At 70.0% G+C, this 25,492-nt stretch carries 27 protein-coding genes and 3 pseudogenes; 16 read left to right on the top strand and 14 right to left on the bottom strand.

All coding sequences use genetic code 11. The annotated features are described in order from the left end of the window. Nucleotides 1-10 precede the first annotated feature (10 nt). Together QOZ89_RS38410 and QOZ89_RS38415 are read right to left on the bottom strand one after the other, a co-directional pair. Nucleotides 11-358: a hypothetical protein gene (locus tag QOZ89_RS38410; protein ID WP_071047077.1), complete on the bottom strand. Its 348-nt coding sequence runs from the start codon at nt 356-358 to the stop codon at nt 11-13. 111 nt (nt 359-469) lie between these two features. Beyond that, on the bottom strand, nt 470-1,540 hold the full coding sequence (locus QOZ89_RS38415) for a hypothetical protein (protein WP_312628954.1): 1,071 nt from the start codon (nt 1,538-1,540) through the stop codon (nt 470-472). 457 nt (nt 1,541-1,997) lie between these two features. Between QOZ89_RS38415 and QOZ89_RS38420 the strand changes: the two genes are divergently transcribed. Together QOZ89_RS38420 and QOZ89_RS38425 are read left to right on the top strand one after the other, a co-directional pair. After that, nucleotides 1,998-2,390, top strand: coding sequence for an SRPBCC domain-containing protein (locus QOZ89_RS38420; RefSeq protein WP_071047075.1), 393 nt, complete (start codon nt 1,998-2,000; stop codon nt 2,388-2,390). Nucleotides 2,391-2,644: 254 nt separating this feature from the next. Then, a complete protein-coding gene (locus QOZ89_RS38425; protein ID WP_241841520.1) occupies nt 2,645-4,021 on the top strand; it encodes a toll/interleukin-1 receptor domain-containing protein in 1,377 nt (458 codons plus the stop codon). A gap of 392 nt (nt 4,022-4,413) precedes the next feature. Here QOZ89_RS38425 and QOZ89_RS38435 read toward each other — a convergent pair whose 3' ends face one another. From QOZ89_RS38435 to QOZ89_RS38450, 5 genes and pseudogenes are all read right to left on the bottom strand, one after another. After that, entirely contained in the window at nt 4,414-4,716 is a 303-nt protein-coding gene (locus QOZ89_RS38435; RefSeq protein ID WP_241841518.1) for a sigma-70 family RNA polymerase sigma factor family protein, read from the bottom strand. Further along, nucleotides 4,619-4,894: pseudogene (locus QOZ89_RS47870) on the bottom strand (nuclear transport factor 2 family protein); the annotation flags it as partial. The pseudogene QOZ89_RS47870 and the gene QOZ89_RS38435, both read right to left, overlap by 98 nt. Before the next feature lie 50 nt (nt 4,895-4,944). Continuing rightward, nucleotides 4,945-5,769, bottom strand: coding sequence for an SAM-dependent methyltransferase (locus QOZ89_RS38440; protein WP_071047063.1), 825 nt, complete (start codon nt 5,767-5,769; stop codon nt 4,945-4,947). Nucleotides 5,770-6,660: 891 nt separating this feature from the next. After that, entirely contained in the window at nt 6,661-6,843 is a 183-nt protein-coding gene (locus QOZ89_RS38445) for a hypothetical protein (protein WP_241841517.1), read from the bottom strand. Nucleotides 6,844-7,042: 199 nt separating this feature from the next. Beyond that, nucleotides 7,043-7,246, bottom strand: a complete 204-nt coding sequence (locus tag QOZ89_RS38450) for a cold-shock protein (protein WP_007507818.1) — start codon at nt 7,244-7,246, stop codon at nt 7,043-7,045. A 399-nt stretch (nt 7,247-7,645) separates the two neighbouring features. Between QOZ89_RS38450 and QOZ89_RS38455 the strand changes: the two genes are divergently transcribed. Both QOZ89_RS38455 and QOZ89_RS38460 read left to right on the top strand, forming a co-directional pair. Further along, nucleotides 7,646-8,005 carry an Rv1352/Rv1906c domain-containing protein gene (locus QOZ89_RS38455; RefSeq protein WP_131803784.1) on the top strand — a complete coding sequence of 120 codons (360 nt, stop codon included), beginning with the start codon at nt 7,646-7,648 and terminating at the stop codon, nt 8,003-8,005. Nucleotides 8,006-8,095: 90 nt separating this feature from the next. Beyond that, nucleotides 8,096-8,362: a hypothetical protein gene (locus QOZ89_RS38460; RefSeq protein ID WP_312629019.1), complete on the top strand. Its 267-nt coding sequence runs from the start codon at nt 8,096-8,098 to the stop codon at nt 8,360-8,362. Nucleotides 8,363-8,385: 23 nt separating this feature from the next. Here QOZ89_RS38460 and QOZ89_RS38465 read toward each other — a convergent pair. Then, nucleotides 8,386-8,624 (bottom strand): annotated as a pseudogene (locus QOZ89_RS38465) (IS6 family transposase); the annotation flags it as partial. Nucleotides 8,625-8,776: 152 nt separating this feature from the next. On the opposite strand from QOZ89_RS38465, the gene QOZ89_RS38470 reads away from it, so the two are divergent. The 5 genes and pseudogenes from QOZ89_RS38470 to QOZ89_RS38485 all read left to right on the top strand — a co-directional run bounded on the left by QOZ89_RS38470 (nt 8,777) and on the right by QOZ89_RS38485 (nt 12,445). Then, entirely contained in the window at nt 8,777-9,181 is a 405-nt protein-coding gene (locus tag QOZ89_RS38470; RefSeq protein WP_312628975.1) for a ThiF family adenylyltransferase, read from the top strand. Nucleotides 9,182-9,462: 281 nt separating this feature from the next. Continuing rightward, nucleotides 9,463-10,002, top strand: coding sequence for a TetR/AcrR family transcriptional regulator (locus tag QOZ89_RS38475; RefSeq protein WP_083418191.1), 540 nt, complete (start codon nt 9,463-9,465; stop codon nt 10,000-10,002). Nucleotides 10,003-10,058: 56 nt separating this feature from the next. Then, nucleotides 10,059-11,678: an MFS transporter gene (locus QOZ89_RS38480; protein ID WP_312628979.1), complete on the top strand. Its 1,620-nt coding sequence runs from the start codon at nt 10,059-10,061 to the stop codon at nt 11,676-11,678. Nucleotides 11,679-11,958: 280 nt separating this feature from the next. After that, nucleotides 11,959-12,024 (top strand): annotated as a pseudogene (locus QOZ89_RS47875) (hypothetical protein); the annotation flags it as partial. 226 nt (nt 12,025-12,250) lie between these two features. Beyond that, nucleotides 12,251-12,445, top strand: a complete 195-nt coding sequence (locus tag QOZ89_RS38485) for a hypothetical protein (protein ID WP_071047057.1) — start codon at nt 12,251-12,253, stop codon at nt 12,443-12,445. A 250-nt stretch (nt 12,446-12,695) separates the two neighbouring features. On the opposite strand, the gene QOZ89_RS38490 is transcribed toward QOZ89_RS38485, so the two are convergent. After that, complete coding sequence (locus tag QOZ89_RS38490) at nt 12,696-13,505, bottom strand: SAM-dependent methyltransferase (RefSeq protein WP_071047056.1); 810 nt, start codon at nt 13,503-13,505, stop codon at nt 12,696-12,698. A 210-nt stretch (nt 13,506-13,715) separates the two neighbouring features. Here QOZ89_RS38490 and QOZ89_RS38495 point away from each other — a divergent pair, with 210 nt between their 5' ends. Then, complete coding sequence (locus QOZ89_RS38495) at nt 13,716-14,387, top strand: winged helix-turn-helix transcriptional regulator (protein WP_312628983.1); 672 nt, start codon at nt 13,716-13,718, stop codon at nt 14,385-14,387. Between the two features lie 166 nt (nt 14,388-14,553). On the opposite strand, the gene QOZ89_RS38500 is transcribed toward QOZ89_RS38495, so the two are convergent. The 5 genes from QOZ89_RS38500 to QOZ89_RS38520 form a co-directional block, all read right to left on the bottom strand. Further along, a complete protein-coding gene (locus tag QOZ89_RS38500; RefSeq protein ID WP_071047053.1) occupies nt 14,554-15,642 on the bottom strand; it encodes a hypothetical protein in 1,089 nt (362 codons plus the stop codon). After that, complete coding sequence (locus QOZ89_RS38505) at nt 15,639-16,235, bottom strand: SigE family RNA polymerase sigma factor (protein ID WP_071047052.1); 597 nt, start codon at nt 16,233-16,235, stop codon at nt 15,639-15,641. Before QOZ89_RS38505 ends, QOZ89_RS38500 begins: the two co-directional genes overlap by 4 nt. Nucleotides 16,236-16,716: 481 nt before the next feature. Next, entirely contained in the window at nt 16,717-17,364 is a 648-nt protein-coding gene (locus QOZ89_RS38510) for a class I SAM-dependent methyltransferase (RefSeq protein ID WP_071047050.1), read from the bottom strand. A gap of 151 nt (nt 17,365-17,515) precedes the next feature. Further along, complete coding sequence (locus QOZ89_RS38515; protein WP_312628985.1) at nt 17,516-18,286, bottom strand: NAD(P)-dependent oxidoreductase; 771 nt, start codon at nt 18,284-18,286, stop codon at nt 17,516-17,518. Between the two features lie 54 nt (nt 18,287-18,340). Continuing rightward, the gene (locus tag QOZ89_RS38520) at nt 18,341-18,652 is read right to left on the bottom strand and encodes a helix-turn-helix domain-containing protein (RefSeq protein ID WP_071047047.1); all 312 of its coding nucleotides are present in this window, start codon (nt 18,650-18,652) and stop codon (nt 18,341-18,343) included. A 417-nt stretch (nt 18,653-19,069) separates the two neighbouring features. Here QOZ89_RS38520 and QOZ89_RS38525 point away from each other — a divergent pair, with 417 nt between their 5' ends. The 6 genes from QOZ89_RS38525 to QOZ89_RS38550 all read left to right on the top strand — a co-directional run bounded on the left by QOZ89_RS38525 (nt 19,070) and on the right by QOZ89_RS38550 (nt 25,464). Beyond that, on the top strand, nt 19,070-19,759 hold the full coding sequence (locus QOZ89_RS38525) for a hypothetical protein (protein WP_312628987.1): 690 nt from the start codon (nt 19,070-19,072) through the stop codon (nt 19,757-19,759). Then, on the top strand, nt 19,756-20,817 hold the full coding sequence (locus QOZ89_RS38530) for an LLM class flavin-dependent oxidoreductase (protein ID WP_071047045.1): 1,062 nt from the start codon (nt 19,756-19,758) through the stop codon (nt 20,815-20,817). Before QOZ89_RS38525 ends, QOZ89_RS38530 begins: the two co-directional genes overlap by 4 nt. Before the next feature lie 9 nt (nt 20,818-20,826). Then, nucleotides 20,827-21,441, top strand: a complete 615-nt coding sequence (locus tag QOZ89_RS38535) for a class I SAM-dependent methyltransferase (protein ID WP_071047043.1) — start codon at nt 20,827-20,829, stop codon at nt 21,439-21,441. A gap of 454 nt (nt 21,442-21,895) precedes the next feature. After that, nucleotides 21,896-22,828: a TIGR03564 family F420-dependent LLM class oxidoreductase gene (locus tag QOZ89_RS38540; RefSeq protein ID WP_241841516.1), complete on the top strand. Its 933-nt coding sequence runs from the start codon at nt 21,896-21,898 to the stop codon at nt 22,826-22,828. Between the two features lie 531 nt (nt 22,829-23,359). Then, the gene (locus QOZ89_RS38545; RefSeq protein ID WP_071047042.1) at nt 23,360-23,539 is read left to right on the top strand and encodes a hypothetical protein; all 180 of its coding nucleotides are present in this window, start codon (nt 23,360-23,362) and stop codon (nt 23,537-23,539) included. Between the two features lie 263 nt (nt 23,540-23,802). Next, nucleotides 23,803-25,464: a sensor histidine kinase gene (locus tag QOZ89_RS38550; RefSeq protein ID WP_071047041.1), complete on the top strand. Its 1,662-nt coding sequence runs from the start codon at nt 23,803-23,805 to the stop codon at nt 25,462-25,464. Nucleotides 25,465-25,492 lie beyond the last annotated feature (28 nt).

The raw sequence follows: 25,492 nt of genomic DNA on the forward strand, positions 1-25,492 counted from the left end.
GGACTTCACGTCACAGCGGCGGCAGCGCGGGGTTCATGGCTATCACCTGCTGGAGCGACATCGCGATCGAAGATGCGTGTGCCAGGGACTCCTGAGTACGCCGTGCCCGGTAGAGCTCCACGGCGACCACGGTCGGCGGGATGAACTGCGCGACCTGCGGGATGCTCGGCGTCACTCGCTCCAGCCAGGTGTGGATTCGCTGCAGGAACAGCTCGGCCTGGGCGCGGTACGTGTCCTGCGCGGGTACCGCCGGGCCGGCGAGCCCAGCGAACAGTGCGCCTGGCTGCTGTGACCACTGCCGGGACGACGACCCATTCGCCGTCGTGCCGAGATATGGCAGGCTGCTTACCGTTGACATAGACGGTTCCATTCGAAGTGGTCAGCGTCGGGTACTGAGTCGTGCCTTCTCGCGCCGGGGCGACGGCGGCCGCTGAACCTTCCGGCGACCGCCGTCGCGGTGAGGCAGCCGTCAGACGAGGGCCGACCACGCAGGCGGAACCACTCCCTGGAGGCGATTGACGGCATCGCCGCCGAGCGCCGCCTGGCGGTGCAGCTGCGACTGCTGGGCGGCGACCCGGGCGATGTCGCCCGCGATCGCGGCCTGCTGGAGCTGCTGCTGAGCAGCGCACCTGGCGATCTCGTTTGCCAGCGCGGCCTGCTGGAGCTGCGGCTGGTAGCCGAGCGTCGATCCGAGGTGACCGAACGGCTGCAGCTGCTGCGCGAGCTGCTGCTGCGTCGCGACACGGGCGATCTCGTTTGCCAGCGCGGCCTGCTGGAGCTGCGGCTGGTAGCCGAGCGTCGATCCGAGGTGACCGAACGGCTGCAGCTGCTGCGCGAGCTGCTGCTGCGTCGCGACACGGGCGATCTCGTTTGCCAGCGCGGCCTGCTGGAGCTGCGGCTGGTAGCCGAGCGTCGATCCGAGGTGACCGAACGGCTGCAGCTGCTGCGCGAGCTGCTGCTGCGTCGCGACACGGGCGATCTCGTTTGCCAGCGCGGCCTGCTGGAGCTGCGGCTGGTAGCCGAGCGTCGATCCGAGGTGACCGAACGGCTGCAGCTGCTGCGCGAGCTGCTGCTGCGTCGCGACACGGGCGATCTCGTTTGCCAGCGCGGCCTGCTGGAGCTGCTGCTGGGCGACAGCATGGTGTAGCCACGGCGGGGTCATCAGACCGGCAAGCGCGGCCTGCTGGAGCTGCGGCTGGTGGCCGAGCGTCGATCCGAGGTGACCGAACGGCTGCAGCTGCTGCGCGAGCTGCTGCTGCGTCGCGACATGGGCGATCTCGTTTGCCAGCGCGGCCTGCTGGAGCTGCTGCTGGGCAACGGCCTGCTGGACGGAGAACGGAACAAGAACCCCGGTTCCGACACCGAACGCGTTCGGTGCGACGCCCCCCGGTAGACCGCTAAAAATTCCCCCGGACGCGAGCTGCTGCGTACCGAACGGCATTATTCCAGCCCCGTACCCGCTGATCACGGGCGGTGCCACGGAAAGCGGCTGGTAAGGTGTTGACATGGTCGTTTCGGGCAGCATGGCGGAGACGGACACACCAGTCCTCCTGATTCAGCGATGAAGAACGAGACTCTCGACGGTGGCCTGCGAAAATCGCTCGGCGCGCTGGAACACTACGGTCAGGCGACGAGCTCCTCAACCGCGATGCGGTGAGTCCTGCCCGTGGCGGGCACGTATACCCTAGAATCGCTAGACCTTTTGGCCCGCAAACCGCGACATAACTGGCCAGCTTTGGACGCTGTTGGGCTGTACCTGCCGAAAACCACGTCCGGGTAGGTCAGGCGGCATGTTCATACTCGTGCAGAATGCCGGCGAGCCGGTCGCGTCGGTGGATGTCGAGGTGGCGAGCCGGTCCGGGTCTGTGATCGGTTCGGGCAGTGGCTGGAATGGTCGGGCGTTGGCGATGACAGCGAAGGTGATCCGTGACAGCGAAGGTGATCCGTAAGGGATCTTCAGCTTCTTCGGATCTTGAGGTAGTCGCGAATCGACCCGAGTGAGATTCGACCTCGAGCCCGCCGGCGCCGGCGGGGTCAAGCTGACCGTGGTGCACGACGGGTTCGCTCCCGGCAGCACCCTCGCGGAGATGGTCAGCGTCGGCTGGCCCAACGTCATCGCCAGCCTGAAGACACTCCTGGAGACCGGCGCCCCCTGCCCGCCTGACCGCCGGGCGCGCTCGTCACCGCCGGGCAGCACCGCCTCGAACCGCGTCCCGACGCACGACGCCAGCGGCTCGCGCCGCCAATCCCCGTCGGAGGCCGCCGCGCAGCTGATCCTGCAGCGCTACCTGCGGCGGGCGGTCAACGGGACCGGCACGATCGACCGTCACCAGCCCCGCCGGCCTGCGCAGGATCTTGCGTCGGCGGATCACGGACGGGTCCGCTGGTGAGCGAGGCGGGAATGGCCCCCGACGAGACCCGGGGCCATTCCCGTTCCGAAAGGGCGGCCGAGGGCTTGGCCGGCGGCGGGAACTCACGCCGAGCCTGCGGAAGACCTTGCGTATGTGGTAATCGACGGCACGCGCAGGAAGATCGACGCGGGAACCTACACGGGCGGGCCCTCGGTGAGCGGTCGCGAGCATACTTGCACTCGTGGGAACCGAGGTGGCCGCCTCCGTGGCTCGGCGACATCGCGACTGACGCCGTGGTCACGACGACGGGCGACCGTCCGGGGGACGAGCGCTGGGACTTCTTCATCTCCTACGCCAGCGCCGACCGCGACTGGGCGGAGTGGATCGCCTGGGAGCTGGAGGAGGCGGGCTACCAGGTCCTGGTGCAGGTCTGGGATTTCGTACCCGGGTCGCACTGGATGACCAGCATGGCCGAGGGCATCGAACGCTCCCGCCGGACCCTGGCCGTCCTCTCGCACTCGTATCTGAGCTCGATGTTCGGAAGGAAGGAGTGGGAGGCCGCCTACCGGGCCGACCCGAACGGCTTCAACCGCAAGCTGGTCCCGGTCCGCGTCGAGGACTGCCCTCGGCCCGCCCTGCTGGACGCCGTCGTCTCGTTCGACTTGTTCGGCCTGGAGCTCGACGCCGCCCGGAGCCAACTTCTCGACAACATCCGGGTCGCCCTGGCGGGCCGTGCGAAGCCCCTGGTCCCGCCACCGTTCCCGACGGCGAGGCCCACGCCGACGACCGCCGACTTCCCTTGGCCGGCTGTTCCTCGGGAAGCCGGCCATGGCTCGGCTCCGCCCTTCCCCCGCGGCGCGGGGGGCACGCCGCACGGCCTGTCGGGCCGCCAGAGTCCGTCGTTCAACAGGTCATCGGCGTGGCCCGACGGCTTTGGCCGCGCGGCTTCGGGAGCCGCCCTCGCCAGGACGGCGTCTGTCACGGCGGCGGACGCGGCCGTTGGTTCTCAGCCGGCCGGTGGGACTCAGCCCGCCGAGGATCGCGACGAGCCCCTGTCCTGGGCCAGCGCTATCCGGATGGCCCTGATCGCGGCCGCGCTCACGGGCTGCCTGCCCGCCGTCGCGGTCGTCGTCTTCCTGCTGTTCCCGCCCGACAGCCCGGCTCCGTTCCTGGGCCGCATGTGGGACGGAGGATTCCTCGGCCTGATCCTCGGCGCCGGCATTGGTAGCGGCACGTTCGCCCTCCGGTCCAGGTCCACGGATCCTGTCAGGTTCATCGTCGCGAGCCTTTTCCCTGTCATTCCCGCGGGCGTCGCGGCCGGCCTTGCGACCTCCTTCGCGGCGGGCGCCGGCTCGGGTGCCGGCGTGGGGGTCGGCGCGTTCCTGGGCGCCGCCATCGGCAGGGCGATCATGTTCTACGACGAGTACGACATCAATGAGACGTACGACGACAACCATCCGGTGCTGGCGCTCGGCCACGCCTCCGGGGTGAGCGGATTTGTCACCGCCACCTTTGCCGGCAGCGTGGCTGGTCTGGTCGGAGGCCTTGCCGAGGGGCTCACCGCGCACCTCGGGGCCGTGCAGGACGTCGTCTACGGCAGTGGTGTGGCGTTCGCCGTAGAGGAAGATCTTGTCGGTGCATTCGACGGGCGACCGGTGCGGTGCGGGTAGATCCACCGCCGACGGACCAGCCGGCGGTGCCAGGCCAGCAGCGTCGCCGGGGTCACCAGCCGGCACGACCGGGCCCCGCGGGGGAGCAGTCGGGCCGGCGCGGCCAGGACCGCGCGATCCGGCCAGGTGAACCGAGGCCGCCCGACCTGGCGACGCAGCACGTCGACCTCCTGGCGCAAGACCAGTAGTTCCGTCATCCTCGCCGCATCGCTGCGGGTGAGCAGGACGAGCCAGCCGAACACCCGCACCATGACCAGATACACCAGTCGCACGACCTTGAGCCACGATCATCCGCCACGGCGCCTGGCAGCGAAGTTGCAGATCAACGCCCCGAGACCGAGTTCTGGCACGGTACAGGGGTCGCGGCGAGGCTGGCGGAAGATTCCCTGGGGTCATTTCTCGGCGCCGCCGATCTTGCCGGGCAGGCCGAAGGAGTCGAACAGGTCCTGGTCCTGGAAGACGTTGTTGCGGCTGATACCTGACGCGGTGACGGTGAAGACCTGGAGGGTGTGCAGGTGGTATTCGCCGTCCTGGGCGCGTGTGTAGGCGGCCAGCGCGGGGTTGCCCGTTCGCCCGCGTCGGCACCATGCGCCAGCCCGTGCCCCGGAGGGTGAAGAGGCGTGCCATGAAGCGGATGTAGGGCTCGCGGCCGGCGTACCAGGTGAGGAACGGCGGCATCTCCAAGACTGCGTCATCGGTCAGCAGCTTCTCCAGAGCCGCCAGGTCAGCGCTCTCGAAGGCGACGGCATACCGCTCGACCTGGGCGCGGTCGCCGGGGTCGGCGGGCTCGTCGATCTGGTCCTCGCGCAGCCCCGCCTCGCCGAGCCGGGCCCTGGCCCGTTGCAGGGCGCTGTTGACTGCGGCGGTCGTCATCTCCAGCGTCGCGAACCAATCCCGCCAGTCGCCGAACGCAACTGTGAGTGTTATTTGCGGGCGACGCCGCAGTGGCTGTCGACGGGGGTGGGGTTGGTGCCGGGGTCGGGTCGCCACAGTGAGGTGGAGACGACGCCGGGTTCGACGAGTTCCAGGCCGTCGAGGAACCGGGCGAGCTGCTCGGGGGTGCGTGGGTGGTACGGGTCGCCGGCTTCGTTGCGGCGGCGGCCCGCCTCGCGCGCCGCCGCGGCGGTGTCGTCGGTGGGGATCGTGCCGTCGTTGACCACGAGGTAGCTGCCTGCGGGTACGGCGTGGAGGAGCCGGGTGACGATGCTGTGGGCTTCGTCGGTGTCGGCGACGTTGCCGAGGATGCCGAGCATCATCAGCGCGATCGGTTGGGTGAAGTCGAGGAGGCGGGTGGCGGCGGCCAGGATGGCGTCGGGCTGGCGGACGTCGGCGTCCATGAAGGCGGTCGCGCCTTCGGGGGTGCTGGTCAGCAGGGCCCGGGCGTGGACGAGAACGAGGGGATCGCGGTCCACGTAGACGATCCGTGCGTCTGGGGCGATGCGCTGGGCGACCTCGTGGGTGTTGTCGGCGGTCGGCAGGCCGGTACCGATGTCGAGGAACTGGCGGATGCCGGCCTCGCCGGCCAGGAACCGCACCACCCGGCCCAGGAACGCCCTCGACTCGCGGGCGATGTTGATGATCTCCGGGTAGAGTTCGCGGACCTGGTTCCCGATCGCCCGGTCGGCCGGGTAGTTGTCCTTCCCGCCGAGCCAGTAGTTCCACACCCGTGCCGAGTGCGGAACGGCGGTGTCGAGCACGGGCTGGTAGGTGCTGTCGGGGTCAGGCACAGCGCTCGTGGTCACTGTCATCTCCCTCGACATGTCCTTTCTGGTCACCCTAAACGACCCGTGCCGCTCCGTTCACAACGAACTGCCCCAATTCGGCTGCTGTGAGCAGGTGTCGCGGTGGGCGGACGTTTGCTCGCCGTCCAGTCGTTTCCTCTCACCGGGACCCGGGCGTGCCAGGCCGTGGGACCTCGACGCGGCCTGCCCTGTCGCGGGGGCCGCGGCGGGGGACGGCTCAAGGCCGTGGGAGGCCGTGGCGGTTGATGGGCGCCCGAACCGCCTGTGAGAAGACTCGTGATGCGCCTTGTCGTTGAAGCGGGGCCACCCGGTCGGGCCGGACAGCCGATCTCCCATGCCCGCCGGGCTCGATGGCCAGCCGTCGGCGTGGACGCCGACGGTGCGATGGACATGGAGTGGCGGGTAGGGGCTCGGCGATGTGAGTTCCTTCGGCGAGGCGACAACCCCTTCACGGCGGCACGAGCCTCAGGCCGTAGGCCACCTGTCTGGCTCGCTGCAACGGAACGTCGTCGACGCTGCGCGGTGGACGCGGGTCAGGACCGAGAAGGACCCGACCCGGCATGCGCGCTCGGACGCGGCTGATGTGCCCCATCGGGCGGGGGCACGGCGACCTGCGGGGACGAATCGGGGTGAAACGGTCCGGGCACGGAGGGTGCACGCAGGCGGGGCGCGCCGGCTCTAGAAGGGTGAGGGCCTCATCGCCGAGGCCCTTGTTGACCGACGAAGGGATGAACGACGTGGACCTGGTGACCGTTGGGTCAGGTTTCGTGGGCATGGTGCTCGCGCTGACCGGTGTGGGTAGGTTCACTGTCGGCGGACGAGGCGGCGATGCCAGGCCAGCAGCGTCGCCGGGGTCACCAGCTGACACGACCGGACCTCCCGGGGGGAGTAGCCGGGTCAGGCGGCCAGGAGGGCGCGGCCGGGCCAGGTGAACCGGGGTCGTCCGAGCTGGCGGCGCAGGATCGAGACCTCGTTGCGCAGCACCAGCAGTTCCGCCGTCCTCGCCGCGTCGCTGCGGGTGAGCAGGACGAGCCAGCCGAAGACCCGGACCATGACCAGATATACCAGCCGAACCACCATGAACAGAGATCATGAACCGCTGCGCCTGGCGGAGAAGTCGCAGGTCAAACCCCCGAAACCGAGTTCTGGCACGGTACAGGCAGAACCGACAGTGCGGACACGGCGACAGCTGTGCGGGTCGGATGCCGACCCGCACAGCTGTTCAGGTGTTTAAAGATCAACGCTGAGGCGCCCGAGACGCAGACGCCAGCGGCGTGCGTCAGACCGGGCGGACGTGCTCCGCCTGCGGGCCCTTCTGGCCCTGCGTGACGTCAAACTCCACGCGCTGGTTCTCGTCCAGGCTGCGGAAACCCGCGCTGTCGATCGCCGAGTAGTGAACGAAAACGTCCGGGCCGCCGCCGTCCTGCGCGATGAAACCGAAGCCCTTTTCGCCGTTGAACCACTTAACAGTGCCCTGAGCCATGTGCTTCTCCTTCGTGGGAGCTGAACCGGGACCGCCTGGCGCGGGCCGGGGTGCTGCGGTGCGGTTGCTCCCACTGCCGAACTGGCCGGAACACGACAAACGCCCGCTGTCAGAATCCGCGGGCGTCCATATGTTCGAGGAACCTACAACTGCAACGAAGCCAAGCCTATCACTCATCGCGCCGACCCGCCGTCTGCGGTCGGGAGGCGGATTGGTGGGCACCCCGTCGTCGCGGCTGGGCTTCGATCAGCCCGGCACAGTTCCATTGGCTGGAGGGCAAGGCTGGCCGGCCAGTCGGGCATGATCGTGTCATCGGCGAGCAGGACAAGCCGGCGCGTGCCCCTGGGGAGGCTCGTGTTGTCGATGCATCGCGACGGGAGTCGGTCAGGCACAGGGTTCGTGTCCCGGCCTGAGGTGGTGGACTTCGTGTACGCGGTCGCCATCGCCTACTGCCCGGAAGTGCCGCGGCCCGATATTGCGCCCCTGCTCGCGACCACGGTGCCCGCCGCGCCTGCACCGGCGACGACGATCACTCCGGGAACCTGGCTGGTCGGTAGCAACATCCAGCCGGGTACCTACGAGATCACGAACGCCAGCGCGGACGTCCTGGACTCCTGCTACTGGGCGCGGCTGTCCGGCACGTCCAGGGACTTCGGTGAGATCCTCGCGAACGGCAACGTCCAAGGCCACGGCGTCGTGACCATCAAGCCGACCGATGTCGCGTTCCAGACTCGCTGCACGTGGACCAAGCTCGGCTGAGCCCAGGCCGCGGCGACCAGACCGACGACAGCCCGGTCTGGTCGCCGCGTGACGCCGGCCCTCCCAGCGAAAAGGGACCCGTTGACAGAAATGGACCTGCGCGCCCAAGCCGACTACGACACCGGCGAAGTCCGCGTCAGCCGCCATCGCCATGACGATGGCGAGTGCATCGGCAACACCGGCGTCACCCGACTCGACAAGCCTGATCACGAGGCCGACCTCGGGGAGCTCGAACGGGCCGCCGACAGGTTGCTCACCGAGAACGGCTTGAAGCGCACCGGTCCGTGGCGTCGAGGCCGGCAGTGGAAGATCGCGACCACGGTCACCGAAGCAGAACCCGTGCCGACCGCCAGCTGAGCCGAAGACGACGAACGCCCCGCCTCATCGGTGAACCACCTGCTACCTGGGCTGTGGCGGCATGGCCGGGCGGCGTCGATCAACAGCGGAGTGAAGCGCTGCACCACCTGTAGACGCTGACGTGGTAGACGGTGATGCCACGTTCGGCCAGCAGCTCCTCGACGTCCCGGTAGGACAGGCCATATCGCAGATACCACCGCACCGCCAACGTGATCACCTCTGGCGGGAACCGGAACCCCGCGAACTCCGAGGCCACGACCACGGAACGGACACTCCGACGATGCACCAATCGATCATGCCTTAGCGGCTGGCCCGACCGCTGTGCCCCGCCAACGCGACAGGTCCTCGGTCACCGCCGACCGGCGTGCACTCCTGCTGGACCGCCGCGTGGTGGAGCCGAGTCCTGGTCGATCCATGGACGACACGCCGCCACGGGCGACCTCTGGCTCTCCGACGGCACCCGCCGCCCTCGCCGACACCGCCCTCGCCGACACCGTCATCACCGGGAACAATCTCGTCCGGCTTCACGCACGGCCGGCGCCCGCCCCCGACAGCGACGCGCAGTGGCACCGCCAGGCGATGCTGTTCGGCGCCGCTGGGCAGCAGGCGTTCGCCCGGATGCGCGTCGCGGTCGTCGGTCTCGGCGGAGCAGGAAACATCATCACGGAGTTCCTCGCGCACCTCGGAGTCGGCGAACTCGTTCTGATCGACGACGACCGAGTCGATGCCACCAACCTCCCGCGGCTCCTCGCCGCGCGCAACGCCCGGCGGGCGAACCTCGCGATCGGCATCCTGCACGAATACGAACATGCCGCCTGACAAGCCGGACGTGATTTTCGGCAGGTACAGGGTGTCGTCCGCTGTCTCGCGCAGCTGCTGGGCGGTCAGGCTGTCGTCGTTCGGGTCGAGGGTGTCGGCGGCGTCCAGGACGCGGGCCTGGATCTGCCGCTCCGCGGCCATGGTGGCGGCCAGCACGGCGCGGGTGCGAGGCGAGGGCATCGAGGGGTCCTCCTTGTCGTCGGCGGGGCCGGGGGGATGTCAGCCGCGGCGGCCGGTGGCTCGGCTTGACATCTTATGATTGGCCTATCAATAATGGGCCCATGACCACTGGGCGAGTCCATGAGCAGCGCCTCTCGATGGAGGAGCGCCGCGAGCAGGTGTTGGCGGCCGCGGTGGCTGAGTTCGCCGAGAACGGCTACCACGCGGCGCGTACCGCGGCGATCGCGGCTCGGGCTGGGATCTCTCAGCCCTACATCTACGCGTTGTTCGAGAACAAGAAGGTGTTGTTCCTTGCCTGCCAGGACCAGGTGCATGAGCGGATCCGGGGGGTCTTCGCCGCGGCGCTGCGCCCGGCGGAGTCGCCGGTTGAGTCTCTGCGCCTGCTGGGTCGGGCCTATCAGGTCCTGCTCGCCGACGAGGACCTGATGCGGTGCCGGATGCAGGGCTTCGCCGCGGCCGCCGACCCGGAGATCCGAGCGCATGTGCACCGCCGCTTCGTCGAGCTGTTCGACGCGGTGAAGGAGATGACGGGCGCCGACCAGGAGCAGGTCGCCCGGTTCTTCGCCACCGGGATGCTGCTGACCATTGGCGTCACGATCGACCTGCCGCGCTCCTACGCGTTCGCCCCGCCCGCCCACTGATCGTCTTTTTTTTCGGCATCAATTTATAGGTCAATCAATCAAGAGAGGTTCCCGGCATGACCACCATCCACGCTCCCTCCCGCACCCATCCCTCCCGTCCGAGCGCCCCGGCGACTCCCGCCTCCCTCGGCGCCCGGCCCGCGAGCGCGCCCGGCCCGTTCCGCCGCCGGTGGGCGACCCTCGCCGTACTCTGCCTGAGCCTGCTGGTGATCGTGGTCGACACCACGATCGTCAACGTGGCCCTCCCGACCCTGTCCCGCGACCTGCATCCCACCGCGAGCGGCCTCGCCTGGATCGTCGACGCCTACACCCTGGCCTTCGCCGCCCTGCTGCTACCCGCCGGCGCCCTCGGCGACCGCTACGGCCGACACCGCGCCCTCGCCGCCGGGCTGATCGTGTTCGGCGCCGGCTCGCTCGGCGCGGCGCTGACCACCACCACCGCACAGCTGATCGCGCTACGTGCCCTGATGGGCGCGGGCGCCGCGTTCGTCATGCCCGCCACGCTGTCGATCCTCACCAGCGTGTTCACCGACCCCGCCGAGCGCGTCAAGGCGATCGGGCTGTGGTCCGGAGTCAGCGGGCTCGGTGTCGCGATCGGCCCGACCGCCGGCGGCTGGCTTTTGGCCCACTTCTCCTGGGGGTCGATCTTCCTGGTCAACCTGCCCGTCGTCGCGGTCGCCCTGACCGCCGGGGCACTGCTGGTACCCGCCTCCCGCGCACCGCGCCCGGTCCGGCCCGACCTCGCCGGCGCGCTGCTGTCGATCGCCGGCCTGGGTACCCTGACCTACACCCTCATCCAAGCCCCCGCCGCCGGCTGGACCTCGACCACCACCCTGGCCCGCGCCGCCGCCACCGCGGCTCTGCTCGCCGCCTTCACCGGCTGGCAGCTGCACAGTGACCACCCGATGGTCGACGTCACCGTGTTCCGCAACCCCCGCTTCACCGCCGCATCCGCCGCGATCATGACAATGTTCTTCGCGCTCACCGGCGCGACGTTCCTACTCACCCAGATCTACCAGTTCGTTCTCGGCTACTCCCCGCTCGGCGCCGGCGTCCGCGCCCTGCCCTCCGCGCTCGCCCTGGCCATCGCCTCCCAGTTCGGCGCCCACCTCGCCACCCGGCTCGGGACCAGGGCCACCGTGGCCGGCGGCCTACTCGTCATGGCCGGCGGGCTCGCCTTCTTCGCCACCGCCACCACCGCGTCCACCTACCCGCACTACCTGATCGCCACCGTGGTGATGTCCACCGGCCTGGGCCTGGCGATGGCACCCGCCACCACATCCATCATGAACGCGCTGCCCCCCGCCAAGACCGGCGTGGGCTCGGCGATCAACGACACCACCCGCAACCTCGGCAGCGTGCTCGGCATCGCCATCCTCGGCAGCATCGCCACCACCGCCTACACCCATACCCTCACCCACCAGCTGCCCGCCGCCACCGCGCCCACCGCGGGACAGCCCATCGGCGCTGCCACCGCGATCGCCCACCACACCCCCGGCCCGGCCGGGCAAGCCATCGCCCACACCACCGCCAGCGCCTTCATCCACGGCACCAACCTCGCCCTCACCGCCGCCACCGCCACCCTGCTCGCCGCCGCCGCCATCGCCCTGCGCTACCTGCCCGCCCGGACGGCCGCGGCACCCCAGCTCCAGACCGAACCCGAGCCGGCGGCCTGACCCACACCCCGAAGACACACCCCCAACGCAGAGGCGAAAGCCTGTCGACAGGTGGAGCCGGCCGACCCCACACGGGCCGGCCGGCTCCACCTGTCGCCGGCATCCCGGTTGCCGACCTCCGAAGACGTCCACGCTGACGTCTGAACTCGTGTGCACATGAGCCTCGAAGCTGACGGCCAGGGCCAGATCCTCCGCGCTCGCACCGGTCTCACCCAAGGGCGTTCAGTCCTTCGAACACCTCCTCGAACTGTCCGCCGGCCTACAGGCCCGCGACGTCGACCTGGTCGCGCTCGACCAGGGCATCGACACCTCCACCGCCATCGGCGGCATGTTCTTCCAGATCCTGGGCGCGATCGTCGAGCACGCGCTGATGTCCGAGCGAACGATGAACGGGCTCGCGGCCGCACCGGCGGGCAGAAGCCCAAACTCGGCCCTCGTCAGGTGCAGCTGGCGCGGGAGATGTACGACGAGACCGGCCCCGACGGCCGGCGGTGCCCGGGGCGGGGCGGTACCGTCTGGGCGCGGATGGCCGGCTTCCCGTGCGCCGCGGCCAGTGCCCAGGAAGGACGGCCGTGACGGATCGGCAGCGGCTGGCGACGCCGGAGCCCGGGGCGGTCTGGTTCGCCGGAAGCCAGAGCTGGGGCGGGGTGGTGGCCGTGCCCAACACGATGGAGCTCTTCTGGGTACGCCCCATGCGCATCCCGCCGTTACGGCGGTTGCTGGCGCGCCGCGTTCTCGGCGCGGGCGGTCAGCGGGACTGGTGGTAGCGGACCATCGAGCCTGGGACGCCCGGCACGACGTCGAACGGGCTCAGAGCCAAGCTCATCATCCGATCGCCGACGTCCGACCAAACAAATCAAGCGTCACCTCGACTCGCAGGTCAAGGCCTGCAGCCGGTTTGAACCGGGAGCCCACCGGTCGGGCGAGGTCAGGTAGCGGTGGCTGGTTCGTCTTCGGGGAGCAGCCGGGGTATGAGGCGGCCTTCCGCGCCGTGCGACGGCTGCCTGGGCGAAAGCCTCAGCGAGTGGGTTGGACTGCGTCCCTGGTAAAGGAGCCTCGCCAGACCTCGAGGGATCCGTCGTCGAGGGCGGCGGTGTAGTTGATGACGCGGCTGTAGCCGTCGTCGAGGAGCATCGGCAGCGCGGGTCCGGTGGGTAGGCCGTTCGAGAAGGTCTTGGTAACCCAGGCCTGGGCCCAGGCCGTTTGGTTCGTCCACTCGGTGGTGGTGAAGCCGGCCCGTTCGATCGAGGCGTGGAGTGAGTCGGCGGTGACGAGGAAGCTGTCGGTGCCGTCGAGTGACCACGGCATCGGCCAGGGCGGGTCGGCCTGCCGCTGGCGCGGCTGGCAGACCTCCCAGACGGCCAGGCGTGCGCCGGGGGCGAGGCGGCGGGCGATGTGCGCGAACCAGGAGGTCTTGTCCTGGACGTTCATCTGGACGTGCATCGTGATCGCGGCCTGGAACGGCGGGTCGGGTTCGAACGTGGCGATGTCGCCGACCTGGAAGCGGACGAGGTCGGCTAGTCCGGCCTTGGCGGTCAGGTCGCGGGCGGCGTCGACGTAGGCCGGGGTGATGTCGACGCCGAGGACGTGGTTGCCGGTGCGGTGGGCGATCTGGCGCGCGGGTCCGCCGAGACCCGAGCCGATGTCGAGGACGCGGTCGCCCTCGGCGAGGGCGAGCCCGCTGATGAGGAGGTCGACCGCGTCGGCGCCGCCGATGTGGAACTGGTCGAGGTTGTCCAGCGCACCGTCGGCCGACGCGTCCAGGTCCGGATGTTCGGTCAGGAGCCGCTCGATCGTCTGGTCGACCGTCGTTTCTCCGTAGGTCATCGCACGAGGTCCCTTCCGTCGCTGGTGGTTGCCGTCAGATCGACTAGGTGGGGTCTGGGGCATCGGCAGGCGTGATCGCCGTCGCGCCGCGTTCGCGGGGACGACCAGCTCCACGGCCATACAGGATCACGGTTGAAGACTACGTCCAGATGATAGAATTTTTCCACCGTTATATATAGAAACTAAACCATCGACACCTGGGGTGAGCTCGTGCGGACTTACGGCCAGTACTGCTCGATCGCCCGCGCCCTCGACGTCGTGGGGGACCGCTGGACGCTCCTGATCGCCCGAGAGCTACTGCTGCAGGGCCGATGCCGGTTCACCGACCTGAAGAACGGGCTGCCCGGCATCGCGACCAACCTCCTGTCGACCCGTCTGAAGGAGCTCGAGGACGCCGGGCTGATCAGCCGCGAGGACGCACCGCCCCCCGTCGCCACCGTCCTGTACTCCCTGACCGAGAACGGCCTGGCGCTGGAACCGGTGTTGAAGGCGCTCGGACTCTGGGGACTGCGCCACATGACCGTCGAACGGCCCGGAGACGAGTTCCAGGCACGCTGGCTCGCCTACGCCCCCGCCTGGTTCACGACTGATACCGATCCCGACGCCCCGCCGGTGACCATCCAGCTCGTCGCATCAGACGAGCAGGCCGTCATCGAGGTCGGCCAAGGACAGGTCCGCAGCCGAGTCGGACGCGCTGACAACCCCGACCTGATCCTGGACGGCCCACCCCGTGCCATCCTGGGCCTGCTCGCCGGTGTGATCGACGTCGACCTGGCCACCAGCATCGGGCTGACCGTCCACGGCCGCCGCGACCTGCTCACCCGCCTCCAGCCCATCGACGAGCAACCAGCGCACACTCAACCCGAAGCCGTTGAGCATTGAAGGCCGACCGGGTGGGGAGCTCGAGGACGTAGCCCCTCAACCCGGCGGATCACGTCGTGCTACCCGGCGGCGGCGAGGGCGTGCTGCTGTCCCATCGGAACGACGCGGACTCCCGCCCGATCGGCGAGCCGCAGCCGGCCAGACCTTCTGGCCGGGCCCACGCGAATCAGGGATTCGTGAAGATGCCGCCGCCGGTCAGGTTCTGGACGTTCGAGCTGGAGTCGGTGGGCGGCACATAGTCGTAGTGCAGGCGGCCCGAGGCGTCGATGGTCAGGCGGACGGGCGGCGGAGCGCAGCCGTTGTTCCCCGGCAGCTCCTCCAGGTAGATCTCGGAGCCGTCGGCCGCGGCCGACAGGAGCTTCATCTTCCCGGAGCAGTGTAGGTGTAGCAGCGTGCCGATGACCGTTCCCTGCTCGCCGCCGGCGATCTCGAGGGCTACGCGCTGGGGCGCGGCGAGATCGCTGCGCGCGATGTCGCCAGCCCAGACGTCGATGAACGCCTTCGGGACCACCTGGATGGATTCCTCGCCGGTGAGGAACGGGGTGAACTCGGTGCCATTCCACCGCCAGACGAAGGTACGGCGGGTGATCAGCCCGGGCGTGTCCTGCGCAGGTGGGTAGTCGACCGCGGTGAAGAGCTCGTTGCCGGTGACGCGGACCTTCCGGTCGGCAAACCCGGTCGGAACCTGGCCGTCGACCGCGGGCGGGGTGAGGGTGGCGAGCAGCGTGCGGTCGTCGCGGTAGATTTGAACGAACGAGGTATCGACGGCGGGGCCGCCCGGGTCAAGGTGGCGGCAGTACAGAAGGACAGCCGCGTGTTCGGCGGTGGACCCGGCGACGAAACGGCCGGCGGAGGAACCGCCGAACACCAGCAGCATGCCCGCGCCAGGACCTTCGCTGGTCGCGCCGGATACCAGCCCGCCGCCGTGGCGGAGCGTCACTTGCGGTGCGCCACCGCCCGCGGCGCACTCCGCCGGTGGGTCGACGGTGGTGTTCGCCCAGTCCAGAGCGGCAAAGGCAGAGGTGGTGTCCGCCAGCGCCGGCCGGCTGTCGCGCTCAGCCCCGTCGGTGCGGAGGACGACCGGTAGCGAGACACCGACCGCGACCACGGCCATGGCGGCGAGGGCGCGGGTCTGCCGACGGCGGCGCTGGACGCGATGACGGACCGCTTCCGCCAGCCCAGGGTCGACGGACGGGTGTCCGAGCCCGGTCCGCAGGGTCGCGCGGATCTCGTCCTCGAGGTGGTTCGTGGTCACAGCGTGTTCCTCCTGCGCAGTGTGTTCGCTCTGGCCGGCTCGTCGCCGGGCAGGGTGTCGGCGATGTCGACCAGGTGGTGGCTGTCGCGGAGCCTGGCAAGACCGCGGAACGCCTGGCTACGGACGGAGCCAATCGAGCAGCCGAGCGTGGCCGCCACCTCGCCCTCTGGCAGGTCGTGGAGGTAGCGCAGCACGATGACGGCCCGCTGGCGGGGTGGCAGCGACAGGAGCGCACGGACCAGCCCGTCCCGCTGGGTGAGCCGGGTGGCGTGGTCGAGCAGGTCGGGGCCGGCGGGCTCGTGCTCGGCGAGCAGCGGCACCTCGTGGCCCCGGACCCTCAGCCGGCGCCAGCGGCTGGTCGCGGCGTTGGCGAGCGCCCGACGGACGTAGGCCTCCGGGTTTCCCGCCCGGACCCGGTTCCAGTGGCGATAGGTGCGTTCCAACGCGCCCTGCAGCAGATCCTCCGCCTCGCCCCGGTGACCGCCGACAAGCCACAGCGCGGTCAGCAGCAGCCGGTCCCCCGAAACGGCGACGAACCGTTCGAACGCCCACTCCGGGTCGTCACCGTCGTTCCTCTCCCGGTCGTCAAGCACCCTCGGCCGCCTCCTGTCGCTGCGCTCCCTGCCCCCGTCGCCCGCGTCAACGCGACGGAGCTGGCGAACTATGAGTGGAACAAAAAGGATGAAACGATCCGGGCGGCTCTACGTGATCAGACGGGGGAGGGTGATCGTTGGAGTGGCGGGCGTAGTCGCCGAGCACGGCGGTGGCGTGACACTCGCCGTAGAGGAGGATCCGGTCGGTGCACTCCTGGCGGACGGAGCGGATGAACCGCTCCGCCGAGCAGTTCGCCTGGAGTGTCCGCGGCGGCGTCCGCACGACCTGGATGTCTTCGGCGGCGAACACGTCGTCAAAGGCGCGGAGGTATTTCGCGTCTCGGCCGCGGATTGGGGTTAGTACGGCGCCTCCGACCCCAATTTCACCTGCCTCAACGAGTGATCCACCGCGCCGCGTGCAATGGCAGAAGCTGGTGGCCCGGCTGGTGGTGGGTGCGGGTTCCGAACCTTGATCGTGCGGCTAGGGCTTGCGGGCAAGGATCTGGATACCCGTCGACTCGTGCCCGTTCATGGTGGCAACCGTTATCTGGTGGGTGCGGACCGTTTCGAACCCGGCGAGCAGGGTGGAAAGCCACGCGCGGGAGTGATGGCGGCAGACCGCGCCGTCGCTCGTTTCGAACACACCGTAGCTGCCGCCATGGCGGTCGGCGTAGCGGCCGTAGCGACGGCGGTTGCGTTCGTCGTCCTGCAGCAGATAGTCGCTGATGTAAAGGACTCCGCCTGTCCTGAGCAGGCGGTGCAGCTCAGTGATCAACCGGTGTTGCGCGGCGTCGCCTGGAACGCAGGTCAGCACGGCGAAGAGCAGGACCGCGTCGAAGCCGGCGTCGGGGAAAGGCGCGAGCGGTGGCGCATCCAGGACGGCAAAGCGCGTGACGGGGTGCGTGCCGCGCGCTCGTTCGATCATTTCTGGCGAGGTGTCGGCGCCGGTGAGGTTGTCGAAGCCGTGCTGTTCGAGCTCCGCCAGGACGCGGCCGTAGCCGCATCCGTAGTCGAGGATCGCGGCGTGCCTGCTGATCCCGTCGAGCCAGCGCGGATCGAGCGGGTGGGTGAACGTCTTCGTGGCCGCGACGGCATCCCAGTAGGGAACCTGGCTGTCGAGGTCGGACATGGCGGGGTTGCTCCCTGGAGGTGTGGCCTCAGCCGATGGCGGTGAGCTCGGGTCCTGGTCCGGGGTCGCATTCCTGGTGATCCAGGGTCGGGCGTTCGCGGAAGGCGATGGGTGTGTCATAGCTGGGCGGCGGGTTGGGTGTACCGCCCGGTCAGGAGCTGGCCGGGCGGGGCCAGCGGCCGAACTGTTGGGCGGCGGCGTCGCCGAAGCCGGCTGGTTCTCCCGCCTCGGCGAACGTGCGGGCAATCTGGTGCATCTCCTCCTCCCAACGCCACCCCTTGTGGGCTGCCGCGTCGAGTGCGGCGGCGTGGCGGGTGCCGAGCTCGGGCTGGGAGCGGGCCCACTCCGCCGCTAGAGCTTCGTCGACCCCGTAGTGCTTCGCGGCGCCGCGGGCGCTGATCAGAAGAGCGGTGGTGATTTTGGTCCACGCCGCGTAGGTCATCTTCAGTGCCGACGCGGCCGTGTGATCGCCGTACAGCACAACGGCTTCGACGCGGGTGTCGCGGAAGAGCGCGGCCACCTCCTCGGCTCGGTCCCCGGACAGGAACAGGCGGGTGGTCCCGGGTCGCTCCGGTGGCGGCCCGATGATCCCGCCGTCGACGTAGGCGGTTCCGTGGGCGTGGACCACCGCCGCGACCTCGGAGGCGGTGCCCGGGCTGATCGCGTTGGCGTCCACGTACAACCCCGAGAAGCTGGCAACCGTCCGGGCGGTCTCCACCGCGGCGGCGGGCGGGCAGATGGACAGGACGACGTCGCGGTCGCGCAGGTCGACTGATGCGCGCATCCCGGCGGCGTCCGCGCGACGGCGCGTGCTCTCGCTTCGTCCGGTGCGCAGCCAGGTCACGTCGTGGCCGGAGTCGACGAGCGCCCGGCCCACCGCCGCGCCCATCTGCCCCGGGTGAAGAATCGCGATGCGGCTCATCAGAGCATCATCCGTCGTCGGTCACCGCCCGTGCGCCCGCCATCAGGCTGGCCCTCAGTTCGCGAGCGGTGCGGACGAGTGCGCGAAGCTCGCGCGATAGGCGCTGGGGGACACGCCGATTCGCCTGACGAAATGCTGGCGGAGTGACTCGGCCGAACCCAGGCCGCTGCGCCGGGCGACCTGGTCCATCGGCAGCGTCGTGGACTCCAGCAGAACCCGCGCCCGGTCGACCCGCTGGTGGGGAAGCCACTGCAGCGGGCTCAGGCCGGTCTCGGCCTGGAAGCGGCGGGTGAGGTTGCGAACGCTGGTGTGAGCGTGAGTCGCCAGGTCCCTGAGCGTGAGCTCATCCTCGATCGCCGACACCATCGGCTACGGCTCACCCTTCGCCTTCGCGGCAGCCTTCCGCCGCCACCACGGAAATCCGCCCGGAGCCTGGCGGCAACAGCAGCGGGCAACCGCACACACCCGTCCACTCGCCACGCACCCCGGCTCGTGAACAGCCCCGCAACCGAACAGCGGTTGCGCCAGCTCCTATGAGGGATCGGTCGAACACCCGATGCCCGTGCTCGCTGACCGGGCCAGCAGGGGGGACGAGGGACGCTGTGTCGGTAGTTCACCCGATGGCCCGCCCGGGGCGGCAGTCCTAGCGTCAATCCCATGTCACACGCCTCAAGGCCGACTCTCCCGCCAGCGGCCGGCACGGACATGCGTCGCGGGGTACTGCCCACCCTGACGGTCTCGTCTCGCTTCGGTGGTCCGGCCGGCACCGCCAACGGTGGCTATATGTGCGGTCGCCTCGCCGCATACCTCGACGGACCAGCGACGGTCACCCTCCGCCGACCTCCGCCGCTGGCCACGCCCTTGGCCGTCGACGCCGATACCGACGGTTCGGTGCGGGCTCGTCATGGCGGCGCACTCGTCGCCGAGGCCGAGCCCGCCCGGGACGGGGCGACGCTGTGCGTGCCCGACACCGTCTCCGCGGCCGAGGCCCGCGCGGCAGAGGGCCGCGCGCGGTACTTCCAAGACCCGCTGTACCCGGCGTGTTTCGTCTGCGGGATACGCCGCGGATCAGGCGACGGCCTGCGTATCTTCGCTGGGCGGCTGCCGGGTCGGGACGTGTGGGCGGCGCCGTGGGCACCGGATGCCTCGCTGGCGGACGGCAGCGGCAGAGTGCCCTCGGAGATCGTCTGGGCGGCACTGGACTGTCCCAGCGGGATCGCCGCCATCGACGCTGCCGATCTCGGCGACGATGCCGCCGTCCTGCTTGGCCGGATGACCGCCACCGTGGCGGCGCTGCCGGCGGTCGGCGACGAGTGCCGGGTGATCGCCTGGCCGCTCGGACGTGACGGCCGCAAGCTGATGGCCGGCTCGGCGCTGCTGGGGGCCGGTGGCGAGGTGCTCGCGGCGGCCAGGGCCGAGCGGCTTACCGTGCCACGCTCCGGGCGCGGGATGCCCGTGGAAGAGGCGTCATGACGGAGCGGCGAGGCGTGGGGCTCACGCCGATGGAGACTCGCTGGGATGTCATCGTCAAGGCCGCGGTGCTGGCCGAGCAGCTGGGGTACGAGACCTTCGCGGTACCCGAGGGATGGGGGCTGGACTCCACCCCGATCGTGACCGAGATCGCGGTGCGCACCAGCCGTATCCAGGTCGTGTCGGGTGTGCTGTCGGTGTGGGGGCGCACCCCGGGGACGCTGGCGATGACCGCCGCCACTCTGCAACAGGTCTGTGGAGGGCGGTACGGACTGGGCCTGGGTACCAGCACGAGAGCGCTGGTCGAGGGATTTCACGACACCCCGTTCGAGCATCCGGCCGCCAAGCTGCGCGACGTCGTCACCCAGGTCCGCGCGCTGCTCGCCGGCGAGCCAGCCCTCCTGCGCCGCCTCCCGGGCGCGCACCCGTTGCGACTAGGCCAGCCGCCCACCTCCGAGGTGCCCATCTGGGTCGCGGCGCTCGGCCCGCGCACGACCCAGGTGGCCGCCGAGCTCGGCGACGGCTGGATCCCCGCGCTGATGGCCCGGGATCGCCTCGCATCCTCGGCAGAACAGCTCAACCGCCTGCGCGAGACCATCGCTCCGCACCGGGCGCCCCTCACCGTCGCGGCCGGACCGATCACCGTCGCCGACGAGAACCCCGACACTGCCAGGGACATCGCCGCCGCGTGTACCGCCTGGTACCTCACCGCCATGGGCGGCGTCTATGCCCGGTCGGTGTCCGACCAGGGCTACGCCCCACAGGTCGACGCCATCATGGCCGCCAACCCGCGGCCAAGCCCCCGGCGCGGGACCGTGCCGCCCTCCGCCCAGCCCGTACTCGACCAGCTCGCCGCGTACGGAACCGTCGACCAGGTCACCGAGCAGCTCAAGGCGTGGGACCAGGCAGCCGACATCGTCACCGTCCTGCTGCCACCCGGCCTGCCCTGGCCCACCATCGAGGCAACCCTGGTGGCCGCGGCCCCACCAACAAGGCCGGACGCGGCCTTGCCTCCCGCAGGTTCCGCGCCTCCCGCAGGTTCCGCCCAGGCCTACCGATGAGGAGTCGTGATGGGCTTCTATGACGACCAGGTGCTGCCCCGACTTGTCGATCTTGTCCTCGGCAGACCGATGGAGGAGGCCAGGGCGCGCGTCGCGGCCGGGCTGTCCGGCGAGGTCCTGGAGATCGGTTTCGGGTCGGGACGCAACATCCCGCATCTTCCGGCGGGAGTCACTCGCCTGCTCGCGGTCGAGCCCGCCGCCGTCGGACGCAAGCTCGCGGCGCCTCGCATCGCCGCGGCGCCCTTCATGATCGAGTTCATCGGCGACGATGGCCAGGCGCTGCTCCTTCCGGACGCGTCGGTCGACCATGTCCTCATGACCTGGACGCTGTGCACCATCCCCGACGCCGAACTGGCGCTGCGCGAGATCCATCGAGTGCTGCGGCCCGGCGGCACACTGCACTTCACCGAGCACGGCCGCTCGCCCAAACCCACCGTCGCTCGCTGGCAGGACCGGCTCACACCCGCCTGGGGCAGGTTCGTCGGAGGCTGCCACCTCAACCGCCGGATCGACGATCTGGTCGAGAAGTCCGGACTGACCCTGGAGTCGGCCAGGACATATCAGATGGGCGGGACGGCCCTGATCGGCTTCGCCTACGAGGGCGTCGCGTCGAAACTGGCCTGATGCCGCGAGGGCGAAGGGAGGACAACTCGGAGAGGTGGCTGGACGTCCGCTTCCACCGCACCGGAGCCAAGCGCCTCTACCACCCCGTGGTCGGCGCGCTCGGCCTCACCTTCGAGGCCATGGAATTCCCCGCGCACCACGGAGGTATATCCTGGCGTCGAAATTTGTGTTGGCCACAGCGGTCGATGCCACACGACCGGCCGGCACGACTGCGGCCGCCCTGAGCAGGGCGGATAGCATTTCCGGCAAGCCCAACCTGCGCTACGGCCCCTGTCATGGCTCGGGCCAGCTCAACACAACTGCGCCTTCCGCCCCAACCCAGGCGCGAGATCATATACATTATTGGAACTGGGCGCGCGGCACGCTCGGCACGTGGCACAGCCGCCGGTTCACGCATCCAGGGTGACGCTGTGAATCGGGTGGGATGTTCCTCGGGCATGGGAATGGGGGCTGCGTGAGCGGGAACCGCATGCGGGTCGGGGTGTTCATCGGGCGGACGACCGGCGAACGCACGACCGCCAAGGAACTGCTCGACAACGCCAGGGACGCCGAGGCCCGGGGATTGTCCACCGGCTGGGTGCCGCATCTGCCATGGAGCCTGGACGCGTTGACCGCGCTGGCGCTGGCCGCCGGGGTCACCGAGGAGCTCGAGCTCGGCACAGCCGTGGTACCGACCTTTCCGCGCCACCCGATGTCGCTGGCCCAACACGCGCTCACGGTGCAGGCGGTCGCCGGCGGCCGACTCACGCTGGGTATCGGTCCGTCGCACCCGGTCGTGATCGAGTCTATGTACGGGCTCTCCTACGACCGGCCCGCCTCGCACACGGAGGAGTACGTCGAGGTGCTCCGGGCCTGCTTCGCGGGAACCGGCTACGTCAGGCACGAGGGTGACCGTTTTTCGGTGGCCGCGATGCTCGACGTCCCCGAGGGCTCACCGGTGCCGGTTCTCGTCGCGGCGCTGGGCCCTCGGATGCTCGAGATCGCCGGCCGGCTCGCCGACGGCACGATCACCTGGTGGGCTGACGAACGCGCGATCGGCGAACACGTAGTACCGAAGATCAATGCCGCCGCGGAGACGGCGGGCAGACCTGTTCCCCGAGTGGTCGCGGGTGTGCCGGTCGCCGTCGTGGACGACGTGGACGCGGCCCGGGAGCGGGCGGCCGAGCTGTTCTCCGCGTATTCCGGCATCCCCAGCTACGATCGCATCCTGTCGCGGGGCGAGACCGGCAACACCGTAGACGTGGCGGTCATCGGCGACGAGGCAACAGTGCGGGCACGTCTGCGGCGCTTCGCGGACGCTGGGGTGACTGACCTGTGTGCGTCCGTCCTGAGCATCGAGGGCGAGGCCAGCCGCCGGCACACTCTGGACGTACTCGCCACGCTCTGAGCAACTCTGGTCGGGTGGCCCGGGGGAATCGCACCCCGCGCTCCCACAGAGTCGGGCAGGCCGCCGGCGAAGTGCCCTGGTTGGGTCCTTTTCCGTCGGCCTGTGGGTGCCCGAGATCGGGTCCGGTCACGCTGCCTGCTGGTATTCGCGGATGAGGCCGTCGAGTCGATCCCGTCAGATGACCGCGGGCGTGGTCGCGGCGGCGGGCCGGCCGCGTCCGGTGGCTGCTGGCGCCTGCGTTCCCCATCCACCTCGGCCGACGACGGCGACAGAAACGCCTCCCGACCGGCATCACCCCGGCGCCTCCCGCAGGCTGGCCAACCATCCCGGCTGTGGTGGGCGGTAGCGGCGCCCGGGGTTCAAGCGTCTGCGCCAGGCGTGCGTGGCGATCAGACCTATGAGACGTGCGGGCAGGACCGAAAGTCCCTGTCGACGGCACCGCTCGTGGGCAATCCTGGGACCCGCCAACCTCCCGCGGCCACAGGAGGTGATCTCAGTGGTAACGGGACGGCGGAACAGGAGCGTGTGACGATGACGGCCCACCGCATTCATCGGCGGGACGGCGGCGGAATTCAGGCCTGCTGGCGCCGACGTCCGGCCGGCCGCGGTGCCATCGGCGGCGACTGGATCGACGCCTTCCGCCTCGACGACGGTCGGCTGGCGGTGACGATCGGCGACGCCGCGGGCCATGACGCCGTGACATGGCGGTAGCGGTCTCGGTTGACCAACGCATCGGGGCAGGCGAGGACCTGGCCGGCCTTCAATGACGTCCCTTGGTACTTGACACGCCCGGCGCCGCACGGCACCAGCAGCGTGAGGTGAGGCGGAGGCATGCGCAGATATGCGGAGAACAGACGGCCTGCTGAACTCGGTTTCGCTATGCTCCCGCCGTGGACGCAGTCACCCGGCCCGAGGTTCGGGTCGAACCGTCCGATGCACGACGACCAGCGTCGCCTTCCGTCGGCGACGACCTGATGTTTCCGACCGTTGGTCGCCTCGAGCTCGATGAGCTGCTTGCCCAGCTGGTCGAACGTGCCCAGGACGTCATGGCCACCCAGGGCCGGTTGCGCGGCCTGTTGCGCGCCAACCGGATGGTCACGACCGACCTGCGCCTACCAACGCTGCTACGACAGGTGGTCGAGGCTGCCTGCGAACTCCTCGACGCGCGATACGGGGCGCTGGGGGTGGTGGCGCCGGATCGAACTCTCGAGGAGTTCGTCCACGTCGGCATGGACTCCGCGGACGTGGCACACATCGGCCACCTACCGACTGGCCACGGTGTGCTGGGCGTTCTGATCGACGACCCGCGTCCCCGCCGAGTGGGCGACATCGCCCGCGACCCGAACGCCGTCGGTTTCCCGCCGGGGCACCCGCCGATGCACACCTTCCTCGGCGTGCCCATCACCGTGCGGGGCGAGGTCTTCGGCAACCTGTACCTGACCGAGAAACGCGACGGCCGGGCGTTCACCGCCGAGGACGAGGAACTCGCGCTCGCCCTGGCGGCCACCGCCGGCGTCGCGATCGACAACGCCCGGCTGTTCGACGAAGCGCAGCAGCGGCACCAGTGGATGAGTGCGTCGGCCGAGGTGACTCACGAGGTCATGGCGGACCCGTCCGACCCGATCGTGCTGGTTGTCGAGCGGGCTCGAACCACCGCGCGTGCCGACTACGCGGCCATGGTCGTCCGCGGCGGTGACCCCGTCTCCGCGATCGTGGAGGTCGCCGCCGGAGCAGATATCGGGGGGAACGCGATCCCCCTTGACAGCAGCCTGGCCGGGCGCGTCTTCGCCGAACAGCGCCCCGTGCTCACCGGCAATGCCGACGTGGACGCCTGCGATCTGGAACGAGTCTCTGACGTCGGGTCCCTCATCGCCGTGCCGCTGCGAGCCGGCACGGACGCCGACCGCCGCGTTCTGCTTCTGGGACACGCCCGCGGGCGTCGGGCGTTCACGGCCGCGGAGCTCGACATGGCATCGAGCTTCGCCGGCCACGTGGCGGTTGGCCTCGAGCTCGCCCGCGCCAAGTCCGAGCGAGAACGGCTCGTGGTGCTCGCCGACCGCGGCCGGATTGCCCGTGACCTTCATGACCACGTGATCCAGCGGATGTTCGCTGTCGCGTTGGGTGTCCAGGACGTGGCGCAGTACGAGAGCACCGCGAACGCCGACCGCCTGAACGGCTTCGTCGAGGACATCGACGCGACGATCAAGGATATTCGACGGTCGATCTTCGAGCTGCGGGGAAGCGCCCAGCTCGGGCGCGGCAGTCTGCGCGCCACGATCGAGAAGATCGCCAGGGACGCCGAAGCCGGGCTCGGCTTCGCGCCGACGGTGACCTGTGCCGGCCCTCTGGACACGGTCGTCGGTGAAACGCTGGTCACCCACGTGCTCGCGGTGATACGGGAAGCGGTGTCCAACGCGGCCCGCCACTCCCGCGCCACCACGCTGCGGATCAGCGTGCGCCTGGAGAACGACGAGGTCGTCGTCGACGCCGAGGACAATGGCGTGGGAATCGGGGAGACGGTCCGCCGCAGCGGCCTGGCCAACCTGCGAGAACGTGCCGAGTCACTCGACGGGACGTTCACGCTGGCGGTTCCCGTCGGGGGCGGCACCCACCTGCGCTGGACCGCTCCGATCTAGGCCGCCCCGGCTGCGCGCAGCCGGGGCG

Source organism: Pseudofrankia coriaricola (genome assembly GCF_032027725.1).
GTDB lineage: Bacteria > Actinomycetota > Actinomycetes > Frankiales > Frankiaceae > Pseudofrankia.

Bases quoted from the DNA above. Each gene is read 5' to 3' on its own strand.
- QOZ89_RS38410 (WP_071047077.1), bottom strand. From the start codon at position 358: ATGTCAACGGTAAGCAGCCTGCCATATCTCGGCACGACGGCGAATGGG.
- QOZ89_RS38435 (WP_241841518.1), bottom strand. From the start codon at position 4,716: ATGACGCAGTCTTGGAGATGCCGCCGTTCCTCACCTGGTACGCCGGCC.
- QOZ89_RS38440 (WP_071047063.1), bottom strand. From the start codon at position 5,769: ATGACAGTGACCACGAGCGCTGTGCCTGACCCCGACAGCACCTACCAG.
- QOZ89_RS38445 (WP_241841517.1), bottom strand. From the start codon at position 6,843: ATGGTGGTTCGGCTGGTATATCTGGTCATGGTCCGGGTCTTCGGCTGG.
- QOZ89_RS38450 (WP_007507818.1), bottom strand. From the start codon at position 7,246: ATGGCTCAGGGCACTGTTAAGTGGTTCAACGGCGAAAAGGGCTTCGGT.
- QOZ89_RS38460 (WP_312629019.1), top strand. From the start codon at position 8,096: ATGGACCTGCGCGCCCAAGCCGACTACGACACCGGCGAAGTCCGCGTC.
- QOZ89_RS38470 (WP_312628975.1), top strand. From the start codon at position 8,777: ATGGACGACACGCCGCCACGGGCGACCTCTGGCTCTCCGACGGCACCC.
- QOZ89_RS38475 (WP_083418191.1), top strand. From the start codon at position 9,463: ATGACCACTGGGCGAGTCCATGAGCAGCGCCTCTCGATGGAGGAGCGC.
- QOZ89_RS38480 (WP_312628979.1), top strand. From the start codon at position 10,059: ATGACCACCATCCACGCTCCCTCCCGCACCCATCCCTCCCGTCCGAGC.
- QOZ89_RS38490 (WP_071047056.1), bottom strand. From the start codon at position 13,505: ATGACCTACGGAGAAACGACGGTCGACCAGACGATCGAGCGGCTCCTG.
- QOZ89_RS38510 (WP_071047050.1), bottom strand. From the start codon at position 17,364: ATGTCCGACCTCGACAGCCAGGTTCCCTACTGGGATGCCGTCGCGGCC.
- QOZ89_RS38515 (WP_312628985.1), bottom strand. From the start codon at position 18,286: ATGAGCCGCATCGCGATTCTTCACCCGGGGCAGATGGGCGCGGCGGTG.
- QOZ89_RS38520 (WP_071047047.1), bottom strand. From the start codon at position 18,652: ATGGTGTCGGCGATCGAGGATGAGCTCACGCTCAGGGACCTGGCGACT.
- QOZ89_RS38525 (WP_312628987.1), top strand. From the start codon at position 19,070: ATGTGCGGTCGCCTCGCCGCATACCTCGACGGACCAGCGACGGTCACC.
- QOZ89_RS38530 (WP_071047045.1), top strand. From the start codon at position 19,756: ATGACGGAGCGGCGAGGCGTGGGGCTCACGCCGATGGAGACTCGCTGG.
- QOZ89_RS38535 (WP_071047043.1), top strand. From the start codon at position 20,827: ATGGGCTTCTATGACGACCAGGTGCTGCCCCGACTTGTCGATCTTGTC.
- QOZ89_RS38545 (WP_071047042.1), top strand. From the start codon at position 23,360: ATGACGGCCCACCGCATTCATCGGCGGGACGGCGGCGGAATTCAGGCC.
- QOZ89_RS38550 (WP_071047041.1), top strand. From the start codon at position 23,803: ATGTTTCCGACCGTTGGTCGCCTCGAGCTCGATGAGCTGCTTGCCCAG.